Raw genomic sequence first — 13,991 nt, 5'->3', positions numbered from 1 at the left:
CTTCATTGGTCGATCGATTGTTGAAGTCTGAGGCGAGTTAGAGAGACGGGGGAGAGGGGAAGCAGCTTTCCCGATCTCCCCAATTTTTTGTGTGGGACTTGAAACTGTGCGAGAGTAGCGGTTATTAGTTCTCTCAATTCATCATGAATGCTACACGCACTGTAAAGTACGGAGACGCAGAAGTTCCTATCATTAAGCGCTTTTGGAAGGTTGCAGAGCGTCAGCCCTATCGTAAGACTTACAAGCTCAAACCTGGTCAACACTGGAAAGAAGCGGATGTAACATCCGCTCAATGGGAGTATTACGTTCTTCTAGATGATGGAGAGGCGGTTCCAGTAGGTGTGGTTATAGCCCGTGAGTTGCTTGTTGAGGGAGCTTTATCAGCTGTGTTTACAGAACTCTGGGGAGGGCTTGTTCTTGTCAATTCTGATTTAGTTTGCGTTCAAGAGGACAAATTGATTAAGGAACTACTTAATGCACTCCGAGCGGAAACTGGTAATAGATTAAGTGGACTACCTGATGTCATTGCTGTGTTTCCTGACGGTCGTATTGCGATGCGGGAAGCGAAGAATGTTGCAAAAAAAGATCGACTTCAGCAAAATCAACATGACTTTGCAAGAGTTGCACAAAACTTGTTTGGTGATAGATTAAGCCTCGCGGTTGTTGAATGGGGACATTCTTCAACCCAAGCCGAGTGCGGAAATCTCTTGTAGGTGAGCTAATTTTTTCCGCTGTCGCTAATCTTAGCTGTTAGACTGAAGCGCTAGCTTATGGCAAAGTGAGGGAGGTTGCACAATCAATCAGTGCGATCGTGGCAAATCATTGACGTTTGGCGGAGGCAGGATTGAGCAATTGCGTCTAGAAGATTTGCGATCGCACAATTCACAAAGCGCGATCGCTTCTCACAAAAAGGCAACAAAATGCCCCAACAAGTGCGACTCGCTGAGGCATCTTTCAGTTTAGAACTTAGACTATTTAGCCTTTACCGTTTTCATCGACCATCGATAACATTCCTTGCAGCGTTGCCGGAATACTACGCGGGTCCATAAACATCACTTTGCTGCTATCGCTCTTACCGACCGTTGTTCCCATGTCGAGATAGCTCAGAGCTAAGAGAACTTTTCCAGCTTCCGCCGCACGAGGATCATTGTTCAGAGCTTGTGTCACGATTTGAATTGCTTCTGCGGTCGCCTGTGCTCTGAGGACGGATTGTTGGCGTTCGGCTTGGGCTTTGAGCACGATCGCTTTTTGTTCTCCTTCGGCGGCTAGAATGGCTGACTTTTGACGTGCCTCTGCATCAAGGACTTGCGCTTCTGCTTTACCACGAGCCGAATTCACCGCTGACTCGCGTTCCCCTTCAGAGGTGAGAATTGCAGCCCGTTTGCGGCGTTCTGCGGACATTTGCAGTTCCATCGATTCTTGAACGGCTTTGGATGGAATAATGTCGCGCAGTTCCACACGAGTGACTTTCACACCCCAAGGATCGGTGGCGGTATCGAGTTCACGCAGCAGCATTTCGTTGATGTGCGATCGAGCCGTAAAGGTTTCATCGAGTTCCAACTGTCCCATTTCTGCACGGATCTGAGTGAGAACCAAATTCACCATTGCTGATTGGAGATTTTGCACTTTGTAGTAGGCTTTCTCCATGTCTACAATGCGCCAGTACACGACTGCATCGGCGGTGATCGAAACGTTATCGCGAGTGATACAGCCTTGTGGCGGAATGTCGAGGACTTTTTCTCGAATGGTTTCTTGATAAGCGACGCGATCGAGTCCCGGAATGACGAAGTTTAGACCCGGCGACAATTTGCGATCGTAGCTTCCTAAGCGTTCGACTAAGGCTTCGTTTCCTTGCTGGATAATCTTAACGCTGGAGACGGCTCCACCACCGACAACTAAAGCAATAACCCAACCCCACATAAAAACCTCTCCTTAAAATTCTTCTGGCATCACAATTAAAGTAGTTCCCCGGCGACCGACCACATACACGCGGCGACCTGCAGGAATGTCAAGATTTGAGCTTTCACAGCGAGCTGACCAAGAGTTGCCCTCGTAGCGGACTCGTCCAACTTCACCGGGACGAATTTCTGTTAGGGTTTCCGCTTCGGTAGCATCGAGTTTGAAGGCAGCCCGACGATTGACAAAACGGCGGGAAACGAGAACAAGCGCGATCGACAAAATCACCCATAGCCCGACTTGGAAGCCGATCGGCAACAGGTGAGCCACGAGCGCGACGAATAATGCACTTATTCCTAGAACAAAGGCGATAAATGCCGTGGGCAGGACGAATTCAACTAAACACAGTCCTACACCGACGATCAACCAAATGGCTGTGGGAGTCATAATCTAATCGAGTTGGAAAAGGATCGAAATTTCACACCGAATAAAGATTAGAGTGCAGCGATCGCAGGAGAAATTCTCATGCTTTAATACAGACTTCAAACCATGAATGCAACATTCCGGCAATGTGTTGATCTTTTCGGCGCAGTTGACGGTAAGATGCGTTGCGATTCGCTTCTTCATCCTAGCTTCTCCAACTATGAATTCCTCTGGTAAACTCTTTGAGCGCACGACGACCCCCACGATCAGACGTTTTCAACCGCAAGGATTTCATTATCTTTGGGCAGTCGGGACAACCGCCGAGCAGAAAAAATCAGGAACGACGATCGCATCTCGATACCAGGTCAAGGCTCCGCAAATTTGGCTCGATACCGAACCCGAAAATGACCCACAAGTGCCTCTAGCGGCATCAGAACTGGCTCAAACGTATTTGCTGTTGTATCCGTATCGATTGCACCTTCCAGAGGTGTATGGCGTGTGTCGGGAGGGCGGCGATGAGGTTTTGTTGCTGGAAAATGTGCCGATTACGGAAGCGGGGGAGTTGCAGCCGTCGATCGCTCAAGTTTGGTATCAGGGCAGTGCCACTCGGCAGGTTTACTGGTTGTGGCAGATGCTCGAATTGTGGACACCGCTCAAAGAGTTGGGAGTCGCATCAAGTTTGTTATCGCCAGAATTTGTGCGGATTGAAGGCTGGCGGATTCGGTTGAAAGAATTGATTCTGGATGAAGGACAGACTCAGGAATCATTTAGAGAGCCGACTTTGGCGAATTTGGCGCAGAGTTGGCTCGTGTTGTTAGCCGATGCGAAACCTGCGATCGCAGAACAGTTACAAGCAATCTGCGCTTTGATGCAAGCTTCGGATGTGAGCTACCGTGATATTTCATCTCGGTTGAATCTGCTGTTATTAGAGCAGTCGGCTCAGTTGCCGTTGAGAATTCAAGTGTATGGCGCGACAGAAGTTGGGAAACGTCGATCGCATAACGAAGATTTTTGTTACCCACTGACGACGAAAACGCAAACCTTTGATGATTTGTCTGCACGATTAACGATCGTGTGTGATGGAATCGGTGGGCATGATGGCGGCGAAGTGGCGAGTCAGTTAGCGGTGCAGTCGATTCAATTGCAAGTGAAAGCGCTGTTATCGGAAATTTCAGGACAACCGGAACCGTTACCGCCGGATTTAATTTGTGATCAATTAGCCGCGATCATCAGAGTTGTAAATAATCTCATCGCCGCTCAAAATGATGCTCAAAATCGCACCGCTCGGCGGCGGATGGGAACGACTTTGATCATGGCGTTACAGATTCCGCAGCGAGTCACGTTACCGGGAGGCTCGATCGCGAATAATGCTCACGAAGTTTATATCGTCAATGTTGGAGATAGCCGCGCTTATTGGATTACACCGGAATATTGTCATCAGTTGAGCGTGGATGATGATGTCGCAGTGCGGGAAGTTCGGATGGGTCGATCGCTGTATCGGGAAGCTCTAAAACGCCCGGATTCAGGAGCGCTCACCCAAGCGATGGGAACCCGTGAAGGACATCATTTGCATCCGAGTGTGCGGCGGTTCATTCTCGAAGAAGATGGCATGCTTGTCCTGTGTTCGGATGGCATGAGCGATAACGGATTTGTTGAGCAATCTTGGGCGGACTACGCAGAACTAATCGTGCAGGAGAAATTCTCGATCGAGTCGGCTGTCCAATCCTGGCTTGAATTTGCCAATCAGCGGAACGGACATGACAACGCCTCGATCGTGCTCACTCACGCTCAAGTGTCAGCCGCATTGCCCGAATTGCGATTGCCCTTGTCGAAATCGATTGAAAGTGCAGACGATACCGAACTGCCAGAACCGATCGTAATTCCGCCGACCGAGGTAGTGAAACCCAGGAAGAATCGAATTTTTCTCAAAACCCTGCTAGTTCTGCTTTTAGGTGGAGGGGCGGCTTTGGGAACTTGGTACTATCGCGATCCGGTGGGAATGCAGCAGCGGATTCGCACAGAGGTAGAACGAGTTCAGCCCACGATCGAATCATTGCGTCAGCGCATCAATAACGATTTGCTTAAACGATAGAGCGATCGACACACGTTATGCAAAGATTAAAAAGTTGTCTATCGTTCATTCAGGGCAAGTGATTGTGGTGAATCTTGCGGAGAGAGGAACACTCAAGGTTATGAAAATTGGCGATCGTGTTCGAGTGAAAGAATCAGTGGTGGTCTATCACCATCCAGAACACCGCAATGAAGCGTTTGATATTCAGGGACAAGAAGGGGAAATAATCGCGGTCGTCAAAGAGTGGCAAGGTCGCCCTGTCAGCGCAAATTTACCCTTCTTGGTTAAATTTGAAGGCAAGTTTCGCGCTCATCTTCAAGAGTTTGAACTTGAAACCATTTAGGCGTAGAAGTTGACGATTAGTCTCCTGATCTACGTCGAAACCAACCAAACAGATTGACATCGCCGCGCATTTTTTCAAGCTCGCGGCGATTTTGTTCTGAAACTTCGGCATACCATTCACAATAGCGATCGTGTTCTACGCGAGAGTGAACTTCTTGATAAAACTGATGCGTCGATCGGTAGATTTCAAATAATTCTGGCTCAGCGTGGATCGAGGGCAAAAACCAGCGGTGATTTTGAATCGGCATGAGAACAAGCGCAAACATGTTTTGTCAATCTAGCGCATTTTGCTCAAAATTCCCGCTAAGTCTGTCCTCACGGTAGAGTTCAGAATCAAAAGAGTTTGTAATGATGCGACTAATGGAATCTAAGTTCGATTCACCTGGATTCAAGCTGAGTTACGATTACGTTCCTGTTATAGCGCAAGGTTTTTATATCCAATATTTCTCGATTTGTTAACTCTTTTAGAAAATCTCGATCGTAGCGTTATGAATGAATCCGAAAATACCCGCGATCGGCAAAAACTGATTCAGCAGTTAGAAGCTGTCGATCAGCAAGTGCATCAACTTTTTGAATCTGTCGATCACTATTCTTCACCAGATGCGTCTTTCTCAGAATATTTGTCTGCTCTATCAAAAGCGTTAGAGGAATTAAAGCTCACTGAAGAACAAATCTGTCAGCAAAACCAACAACTTTCTGAAGCGAGACAAGCTTTAGAGATTGAACAACAACGATATCAAGAATTATTTGAGTTTGCGCCAGATGGTTATTTGATCACCGATAATCACGGCACAATTCAAGAAGCAAATCGGGTCGCAGTTGACTTATTAAAGATTGATAAAAAATATATTGTTGGTAAAACTCTGATCAATTTTGTCGGTGAAGGACATCGACATGTTTTTCGATTGCTTCTACTGCAACTGCAATCGATCAATCAAGTGCGCGAATGGGAGATTCCGATGGTCGCGCAGGATGGAACGCAATTTGTGGCAGCGTTAACCACCGTTGCGGTCAGGACAGAAAGCGGGGATACGATCGCGCTTCGGTGGCTAATTCGCGATATTACCACTCGAAAACAAATTGAAGAGCAGCTTAGAAAAATTCAGCATCAGAATCTACAACTGATCGAAGCCGATCGATTAAAAGAGCAATTTATCGCAACCATGTCGCATGAGTTGCGAACACCTTTAACTGCGATTTTAGGCTTTTCAGATTTATTATTACGTCAATTTCACCGTCAATTTCCGCCGCATCAAACCAAGTTAATCGAACGAATTTTTGAAAATGGGCGACATTTACTAAGCTTAATCGAAGACATTTTAGACTTCTCGAACCTCAGAGCGAAACGAATCGAGCTTCAGTTAGAGATGTTCGACCTCAATGAATTAGTTGGACACACCGTTGAAGAGATGCGATCGATGGCTGAACAAAAGAAACTTAGTATCCACACCCATTTTTCCACGACAGACCCTCTAATTTTGAATGATCGATCGCGAGTCAAACAGATTCTCGTCAATCTCATTTCTAACGCGATTAAATTTACCGATTCGGGTTCTGTCTGTGTGCAGGTAAAATCTGGGAAATTTGGCAGAATTGCGATCGTCGTTCAAGACACCGGAATCGGCATCGACGATAATAATCTCGACACGATCTTCCAAGAATTCCGCCAAGTGAATCAGACTTCGACGCGGCAACACGGCGGAACAGGGTTAGGACTTGCGATCACGAAAGCGCTCACTCAGTTGATGGGCGGAGAAATTACAGTCCAAAGCAAACTGGGATCGGGTTCGACCTTCACTGTGGAATTGCCAATGAGACTTGCCTCTCTCTAGACAGAGTGCGATCGCGGCTTGCGTCTATCAGTGTGCAGATTTAGAGCACTGTGCAGATGTTCTAAAGTAGCGCTGATTAGACTGGCACAGGAGCGAAACATGCCGGATTTAGATGACCAGGCGATTAGCAAGGTCGCAGAACTCGGAATCAAAAGTCAGCTTGACGAAGTTGAAAACCTAAACGTTGCGATCGACATTGATCCCTTAAAACTGATTACCGGAGCCTTAAACTCCGTATCGATCGCGGGTGTGGGAATGGTGATGAAGCAAGACCTCCGCATCGAACAGATGGAATTCAACACCGGAGCAGTCGCAGTCAACCCAATGAGTCTTGCGTTTGGCAAGATCGAGTTGACGCATCCGACTGAAGCAGAAGCGATCGTCACTCTAACCGAATCTGATATTAATCGTGCCTTCGGTTCTGAGTTTGTGAAAGGCAAAATGCAGGCTTTAGAAGTTCAAGTCAACGGAGAAACCGCAACCGTTGATATGCAAAAAGTTAGTTTTGGATTGCCCGGAGCAGGCAAGATTCTGTTCAGTACCGAAGTGGTTTTACAAAACTCACAAGAAAGAAAATCTGTGGCGTTTACTGCGGTGCCAAAAGTTAGTCCAGACAAGCATCAAATCGTTCTTGAAGATGTCGAATATTTAGACGATCAAGAACTCTCTCCAGAATTTACTGAAGCAATGTTAAATCAAGCAAAACAACTGCTTGATCTCCGAAATTTTGAGATCGGAGATATGACGCTTCAGATCAAGCGATTGGCTGCTTTGAAAGGGAAACTAATTCTTGAGTCAGAAGCGATCGTCAATCAGTTTCCGTCATCTTAGGTAAATTACTCTAACAGGAGAACACGATGTCGAGATCTACTCCAAATATTCCGTTGTTGATTGAATCGGATGAAGCAGAATTACGCGATAGTGGTGTTCCCAGCACCGTTCATATTGCCAAGCATCCATTACATCCGCTGATTGTGACATTCCCGATCGCAATGTTAACCAGTGCTCTTTTAACCGATGCTGCTTACTGGTTTACCCAAGACGCGTTCTGGGCGCGGGCTTCTTTCTGGCTATTAATCGGCGGATTGATCTCTGGGTTGGTTGCCGCTGCGACGGGCATGAGTGATTTCTTGCGAATTGGACGAGTGCGTGAACATAGTGCAGGTTGGGCACACATGGTTGGAAACATTGCTGCTCTATCACTTTCCGCTGCCAATCTATGGTTACGCTGGGGCAATCAAACGGGCGCAATTATTCCGACTGGAATTTTAATTTCGACCTTCGTTGCTGCAATTTTAGGGATTACGGGATGGTATGGAGCCGAGCTAATTTATCGGCATAAAGTTGCTGTAATTGGTATTGGTCCTAAAGGGCGACCGTAGAGAGTTTTAGAGTCTTTTTGCTACGTTGTTCACTCTCGCCCCGGAATAGAATTCGGGGCGAGAGTGAACGAAGCGGGAAATTCTACCAGATCCTAGCTAAATGGAAGAGTAACAAACGAGCGACTTCACGCTTTTGGACGACTCACTAACTCATACATTTGAAAGAGGCATTAATCGCCTCTTTTTTTTACGCTTACATCAGTTAGAGTTCAATTTTTTACTTTATGAATAACGATTCAAAACCCGCTGAAAATAGTACTGGAATTAATCAACCGATGACCCCTCAAGAGGTTGATCCCAAGCAAAAATTAGAGCAAATGAAAGAGCTTGAAAAGGGTGGTTTAACCGCAAACCCTGGCGATCGCATTGATGAATCGAAATCTTTAGAAGAAAAGGCACAACAAGTTGCAGTCGATGCCCCAGACATCACGGGCGATCACATCACCGTTCCGACCTATTTCGTGTTCGACACACCCGAAGGCGAAAAGAAAGCACTGCACCATGTCAAAGACGCTGAAGAAATCTCCGACATGATTCGTGCGGCTCGATTAGACGAGAACGGCGAACAAGTTTGGCGCTAAAACTCTCTAGCGATGCTCAAAGCTAAATCAATTGAACTTTGAGCATCGCTGCAAGCCGCCAATGTCCAAGACAAAGGAGCAAATCAATGGTACAAGCCTCAGAACAGCAGAAATCCCAGCCCGCTCAGCAGCAAGACCAGCAGCCCGGACAAGAATCACAGATGAACCCGCTACCTCGGAGTTCAGATTACAAGTACAAAGGCAGCGATAAATTGCTCGATAAAGTCGCCTTGATTACAGGTGGCGATAGTGGAATCGGTCGTGCTGTGGCGATTTGCTTTGCTAAAGAAGGTGCAGATATTGCGATCGCATATCTCAACGAGCACGAAGACGCCGAAGAAACGGTGCGCTTAGTCGAAAAGGAAGGTCGTCGCTGTATTACGATCGCGGGTGACATTGGCGATGAAGCATTCTGTAAAGAAGCAGTGCAAGAAGCGATCGGAGAATACGGACGGCTTGATATTCTGGTGAACAATGCGGCAGAACAGCACCCACAAGAAAGCATTGAAAACATCACCGCAGAGCAATTAGAGCGCACATTCCGCACGAATATTTTTGGAATGTTCTTCTTGACCAAGGCAGCATTGCCGCACCTCAAAGAAGGCAGCACGATTATCAATACAACTTCGGTGACGGCGTACCAAGGTAGTCCACAGTTGCTGGATTACTCTTCGACTAAGGGCGCGATCGTAGCATTTACGCGATCGCTGTCTCAATCGCTAGTAGAAAAAGGAATTCGCGTGAACGGTGTAGCACCGGGACCGATTTGGACTCCGCTGATTCCGTCTACATTCCCACCGGAAAAAGTTGAGAGCTTTGGGCAACAAGTTCCGATGCAACGGGCAGGACAACCGGAAGAAGTAGCTCCGAGCTATGTCTTCTTAGCTTCGGATGATTCGAGCTACATGACCGGACAGATCCTACACCCGAACGGCGGTAATGTAGTCAACGGTTAGAAGATTTGATTGAGGAAAAAGTAATCGGCGATGAGTTGTGAATCAATAATTGCTGATTACTTTTTTCATATCTATACATCTAGCGTTGTTCTTAGTGCTAAAGGAAGTAGGTCTTAGGTATTGTTCATTTCAATTTGAAACTGCTGCTACAGTATTTCTCAAAATCATTTTATAAATTGATCGATATCTGACTCTTTTGTTCAAACCTTTTATTAATCCACTTCAACTTCTCCCTTTCGTATCCAAAGAGTAGCTTCGATGGTGCGATCGGGAGTATTCTTAGAACAATAATAAGTTTTGTTAACAAATGACTTGGAAGATTTTTATCGAACCAGAGTGGTTCAGTCTCACGTCTCCCCTGTTGAGAAGAAAGCGATCGGCGTTTGAAATCGAGGATTTACCGGGCTTGTGGCGCGTTCACTGGCAATTAGGAGACAAAACACTTTTATCCACCTTTTATACCCGCATTGATCAAGCTTGCCTCGTTTGGGGCTTGATCTCCACACTCATCTTTTCCGTCGCGCAGTTCTGCATGATCGATTGGCAACTGCAAGCAATTCTCTGGACGGGATTAACGATTTTGGGCACGGTCGTCATGCTCAATCTTTCGCACCATTGGCGCTCGATTAAACCACTGAATGATGTAATCAATGCTTGGGTGTTTCTCATGCTGTTCGGTGTGGGCTTGACGGATTTAGGGGTCTTTCTCGGTTGGGGTCAGATCTTGGTAAATCTTTGTCAATTGTGGCTGATCGTCGATGGAGTAGGCTATTTGTATACGGGCGTGAGAATGCGATCGCGTGCCTTCGCCTTTATCGGATTGCTGAATTTCGCTGGGTTGGCAATTCTACCTTATGTTTCCGAATGGCAATTCCTAGCGACTGGCTTAATCACGGGAATTAGTACCCTACTAATGGCAGAACTGCAATGGGATTCCGGTGATGTCTGCGCTCACTTGAAGCAGTTTCAAAGCGAAGAATCGAAATTCTAAATATTCCTTAAGGGGCATTCTCGATTGTCAAACTGTCGCGTAAGATACAGAATATAAATTAAATTCTTATTCGGATCGAAGTCAGGTTCTTATGCGTCACTCCCGTTTTACTCAATCCTATACTGCTGCTTTCCCCAGCCTAGAAGTGACTGAAGCGGAGATCCTTGATCGTCGCTCTTCAAAAGGCTGGACTTGTCAAACGATCGCTCAGATGGACATTCCCCACGCGGATTTATCGAAAAAGGTTGAGACTAAAGCCGCCGTCAAATCTTGTAAACCCGAAATCGTGCGGAGAGTGCATTCGATCGCAGATGCTCATCGCTTAACGATTCATCGAAATGTCGCTCGTCGAATGCAGGCAGCAAAAGAACGAGGTGATGAACAGTTATTATGCGCTTTGGAAGCTGAACTCCGAGAAACCATCTCAGCATAAGCGCAAAAGTTTGTAGGTGAAGGTTAGCGGGTGGCGTAAGTTGAAATCTGCGCCACCTTTTTTTATCGTGGTTTTTGAGCGCCTCGACTTTTGATCACTCGCCCAGGGCTGATAAAAGAAATCCCTTGATTGCCGCCCGTGTTGATCATCACGGCTTCGATCGCTGGATTTGACACATCCTTCTGAGCCACCCACTCGACAATAAAAGACGCACCTGCTCCACCACTTCGATCGGCTTCCGCAATCACAAAATCAGTAGCAGCCAAGGCTCCAAGCTCGATCGGCTTGTCTAAATACTTGCGAACCAGCTTACCATTCGTATCGTGATAGTTTACAGCGGTGATTGCAATTGATTGCGCCAAATCTGTATTTCGCACACTCAACGTTGCCGTTAGATCCATTCTCCGTCCTGCTTCGACCATGTAAATATGAGAATAGATCGGAACATAAACCGTTTGACCCTCGACAATTTTGGCATTGTCTACAGTAACAGTTTTCAGTTGAGGAGAGGGTGGCAATTGAGCAGTTGGCGCTTGTGCTTTTTCACAAGCGCTCAGACCGACGATTGCAAATAAGCAGAGCCACACAGATCGCTTCATTCAGGCTTGCCCTTCTCAAAATTCAAACAATTTGCTTGCTGCAAATTCAGTCTAGCTCGTGTTGTCCCTTCTCCATCTTCAAATGGAACTGAATCAAGTGCTTGATCCCCAAAATCTAATCTGATCCCCAATTAACAAAACTTAGTCACAATTTTGCCGTACAATTTGGGCAACGATCTGCCCACTTACCCCAGAGTCCCTATGAGCATTGGATATGTTGCCTTAGTGCTGCACGCTCACCTCCCATTTGTGCGTCACCCCGAAAGCGACTTTGTACTCGAAGAAGAATGGCTCTACGAGGCGATTACTGAGACTTATATTCCATTAATTCAGGTGTTTGAAGGCTTGATCCGCGATGGCGTAGACTTCAAAATCACCATGAGCATGACTCCACCGCTCTGCTCAATGTTGGCAGATCCGTTACTTCAAGACCGCTACGATGAGCATTTATCGAAACTTGAAGAACTGGCAGAACTGGAAGTCGAGCGTCATGCCCATTCCGGTCACATGAAATATCTGGCAGAACACAATGCCAAAGAATTCAATGCAGTTCGCAACACTTGGGAAAAGTACGATCGTAATCTCATCACCGCATTCAAACAATTTCTTGACTCAAACAACCTTGAAATCATTACCTGCGGCGCGACTCACGGCTATCTGCCTTTGATGAAAATGTACCCGCAAGCGGTCTGGGCGCAAATCAAAGTGGCTTGCGAACATTACGAACAAACATTTGGTCGTCCTGCAAAAGGAATTTGGCTTCCAGAATGCGCCTACTATGAAGGTGTAGAACGCATGTTAGCGGATGCAGGATTGCGCTACTTCCTCACTGATGGACATGGAATTCTCTACGCTCGTCCGCGTCCGCGCTATGGCAGCTATGCCCCGATTTTTACAGAACCGGGTGTCGCTGCATTCGGACGCGACCATGAATCGTCTCAGCAGGTTTGGTCTTCGGAAGTAGGCTATCCGGGAGCCGTGGAATATCGGGAGTTCTATCGCGACTTAGGCTGGGATGCAGACTATGAATATATCAAGCCGTACGTCATGCCAAATGGTCAGCGGAAAAATGTCGGCATCAAGTACCACAAGATTACTGGAAAAGGGTTAGGTCTAGGCGACAAGCAGCTTTACGATCCGTACTGGGCAAGGCAAAAGACGACGGAACATGCAGCTAACTTTGTCTATAACCGAGAACGTCAAGTTGAACATCTCTTTGGCATCATGCACCGCCCACCGATCATTGTTTCGCCCTATGATGCGGAACTATTCGGTCACTGGTGGTATGAAGGTCCTTGGTTTATTGACTATCTATTCCGTAAAGCTTGGTTTGATCAAGAGACTTTCGAGATGACGCACTTAGCAGACTATCTGAGAAAGCATCCGACCCAGCAAGTTTGCCGCCCGTCTCAGTCAAGCTGGGGCTACAAAGGCTTCCACGAATACTGGTTGAATGAGACAAATGCTTGGATTTACCCACATTTGCACAAAGCCGCAGAGCGAATGATTGAGCTTGCGAATCGGGAACCCACAGATGAATTAGAGTGGAAAGCTTTGAATCAGGCTGCACGAGAATTGTTGTTAGCACAATCTTCGGACTGGGCATTTATCATGCGAACGGGAACAATGGTTCCTTATGCGGTGAGAAGAACGCGATCGCACCTGATGCGATTCAACAAGCTCTACGAAGACCTGAATCACGGCAAAGTTGATTCCGGCTGGATTGAGAAAGTCGAAGCGATCGATAATATCTTCCCCGACATCAACTATCGTGTTTACCGTCCGCTGTAATCTATGGAAGCGCAACCTAGAGAATTCGTTTTATAGATGTGCCAACGATCAAGGTGATGGTCCATCTGAAACTTGGTTTTCTGGGTCGCGTTTACCAATCTAGGAACAATTCACACTTCTGCTTCTTTTACAGACACACTCTTTAGATCATAGCCTTGTCATAATTTACTTCAAAGCAAAAGCCTCTCTAAATTTGGAGAGGCTTTTCGCTGATATTAGGAAAGCGATCGCATTGCTTACTGTTAATCAAACTGGAACTGCAACAGCTTCTTCTGACCCTTCCAGTTCGTCGTCTTTGACGCGATCGAGATGCACATCTAGCACAGTCATCTTTAATCCTGCTCTTGGCACATTACCGTTGCTCGAAATGAATGGATTTGGTTCAACATCTCCAGTACAGATAATTAACGATCCTTTCCTCAGATATGGCAACACCCGCCAAGCTGCTGACTTTTCCCAAATATTCAAAGACACTGTAAAAGATTCTTCCCGATTGCGAGGCTTCTGCACATAAAGCGTTGCACTTGCAACCTTAGCTTCTCGACCGTCTTTAAGCGTCACTGTTTTCACAGTTGCATCTGCCGCTAGGTTGCCACTTACAACCCACTGATTCAGTCCGGCGCTCGACATGAAATTCTCCGCTTTCTAGAAAATACTTGCAAAGTATTACTCTATGGTTGCGCTAGACACCGCG

General features: G+C 46.6%; 16 protein-coding genes. 11 read left to right on the top strand and 5 right to left on the bottom strand.

All coding sequences use genetic code 11. The annotated features are described in order from the left end of the window. The first annotated feature begins 143 nt into the window (after positions 1–143). Positions 144–713, top strand: a complete 570-nt coding sequence (locus NIES2104_RS00080) for a hypothetical protein (RefSeq protein ID WP_058994575.1) — start codon at positions 144–146, stop codon at positions 711–713. Between the two features lie 262 nt (positions 714–975). On the opposite strand, the gene NIES2104_RS00075 is transcribed toward NIES2104_RS00080, so the two are convergent. Both NIES2104_RS00075 and NIES2104_RS00070 read right to left on the bottom strand, forming a co-directional pair. Continuing rightward, positions 976–1,920, bottom strand: coding sequence for an SPFH domain-containing protein (locus NIES2104_RS00075; protein WP_058994572.1), 945 nt, complete (start codon positions 1,918–1,920; stop codon positions 976–978). A 12-nt stretch (positions 1,921–1,932) separates the two neighbouring features. Beyond that, positions 1,933–2,343, bottom strand: a complete 411-nt coding sequence (locus NIES2104_RS00070) for an NfeD family protein (protein WP_058994570.1) — start codon at positions 2,341–2,343, stop codon at positions 1,933–1,935. Between the two features lie 196 nt (positions 2,344–2,539). Between NIES2104_RS00070 and NIES2104_RS00065 the strand changes: the two genes are divergently transcribed. Together NIES2104_RS00065 and NIES2104_RS00060 are read left to right on the top strand one after the other, a co-directional pair. Next, positions 2,540–4,411 (top strand): PP2C family serine/threonine-protein phosphatase, encoded by a 1,872-nt coding sequence (locus NIES2104_RS00065; protein WP_059001489.1) that lies wholly within the window; start codon positions 2,540–2,542, stop codon positions 4,409–4,411. A gap of 34 nt (positions 4,412–4,445) precedes the next feature. Continuing rightward, entirely contained in the window at positions 4,446–4,733 is a 288-nt protein-coding gene (locus tag NIES2104_RS00060) for a ferredoxin-thioredoxin reductase variable chain (RefSeq protein WP_339375048.1), read from the top strand. A 16-nt stretch (positions 4,734–4,749) separates the two neighbouring features. Here NIES2104_RS00060 and NIES2104_RS00055 read toward each other — a convergent pair whose 3' ends face one another. After that, positions 4,750–4,980 carry a hypothetical protein gene (locus tag NIES2104_RS00055; RefSeq protein WP_059001488.1) on the bottom strand — a complete coding sequence of 77 codons (231 nt, stop codon included), beginning with the start codon at positions 4,978–4,980 and terminating at the stop codon, positions 4,750–4,752. Between the two features lie 240 nt (positions 4,981–5,220). On the opposite strand from NIES2104_RS00055, the gene NIES2104_RS00050 reads away from it, so the two are divergent. The 7 genes from NIES2104_RS00050 (at position 5,221) to NIES2104_RS00020 (ending at position 10,907) form a co-directional block, all read left to right on the top strand. Continuing rightward, positions 5,221–6,564: a PAS domain-containing protein gene (locus NIES2104_RS00050; protein WP_058994565.1), complete on the top strand. Its 1,344-nt coding sequence runs from the start codon at positions 5,221–5,223 to the stop codon at positions 6,562–6,564. A 99-nt stretch (positions 6,565–6,663) separates the two neighbouring features. Next, entirely contained in the window at positions 6,664–7,395 is a 732-nt protein-coding gene (locus tag NIES2104_RS00045; RefSeq protein ID WP_058994563.1) for a DUF2993 domain-containing protein, read from the top strand. A 26-nt stretch (positions 7,396–7,421) separates the two neighbouring features. Beyond that, positions 7,422–7,946 (top strand): DUF2231 domain-containing protein, encoded by a 525-nt coding sequence (locus tag NIES2104_RS00040; protein ID WP_058994561.1) that lies wholly within the window; start codon positions 7,422–7,424, stop codon positions 7,944–7,946. A gap of 224 nt (positions 7,947–8,170) precedes the next feature. Beyond that, positions 8,171–8,527, top strand: coding sequence for a hypothetical protein (locus NIES2104_RS00035; protein WP_156426826.1), 357 nt, complete (start codon positions 8,171–8,173; stop codon positions 8,525–8,527). 86 nt (positions 8,528–8,613) lie between these two features. After that, positions 8,614–9,483, top strand: coding sequence for an SDR family oxidoreductase (locus tag NIES2104_RS00030; protein ID WP_058994559.1), 870 nt, complete (start codon positions 8,614–8,616; stop codon positions 9,481–9,483). Between the two features lie 307 nt (positions 9,484–9,790). Next, a complete protein-coding gene (locus NIES2104_RS00025; protein ID WP_058994557.1) occupies positions 9,791–10,474 on the top strand; it encodes a hypothetical protein in 684 nt (227 codons plus the stop codon). 91 nt (positions 10,475–10,565) lie between these two features. After that, on the top strand, positions 10,566–10,907 hold the full coding sequence (locus NIES2104_RS00020; RefSeq protein WP_156426825.1) for a hypothetical protein: 342 nt from the start codon (positions 10,566–10,568) through the stop codon (positions 10,905–10,907). A gap of 62 nt (positions 10,908–10,969) precedes the next feature. On the opposite strand, the gene NIES2104_RS00015 is transcribed toward NIES2104_RS00020, so the two are convergent. Further along, positions 10,970–11,506, bottom strand: coding sequence for a DUF3124 domain-containing protein (locus NIES2104_RS00015; RefSeq protein WP_058994553.1), 537 nt, complete (start codon positions 11,504–11,506; stop codon positions 10,970–10,972). Between the two features lie 201 nt (positions 11,507–11,707). On the opposite strand from NIES2104_RS00015, the gene NIES2104_RS00010 reads away from it, so the two are divergent. Then, on the top strand, positions 11,708–13,297 hold the full coding sequence (locus NIES2104_RS00010) for a glycoside hydrolase family 57 protein (protein WP_058994552.1): 1,590 nt from the start codon (positions 11,708–11,710) through the stop codon (positions 13,295–13,297). Between the two features lie 246 nt (positions 13,298–13,543). On the opposite strand, the gene NIES2104_RS00005 is transcribed toward NIES2104_RS00010, so the two are convergent. Further along, positions 13,544–13,927 (bottom strand): single-stranded DNA-binding protein, encoded by a 384-nt coding sequence (locus NIES2104_RS00005; RefSeq protein ID WP_058994550.1) that lies wholly within the window; start codon positions 13,925–13,927, stop codon positions 13,544–13,546. Between the last annotated feature and the right edge of the window lie 64 nt (positions 13,928–13,991).

This window comes from Leptolyngbya sp. NIES-2104 (assembly GCF_001485215.1).
In the GTDB taxonomy this organism is placed as follows: Bacteria; Cyanobacteriota; Cyanobacteriia; order Leptolyngbyales; family Leptolyngbyaceae; genus Leptolyngbya.
Note: the sequence above shows the minus strand (reverse complement) of the source record. Positions and strands in the feature narration are given on the sequence as shown.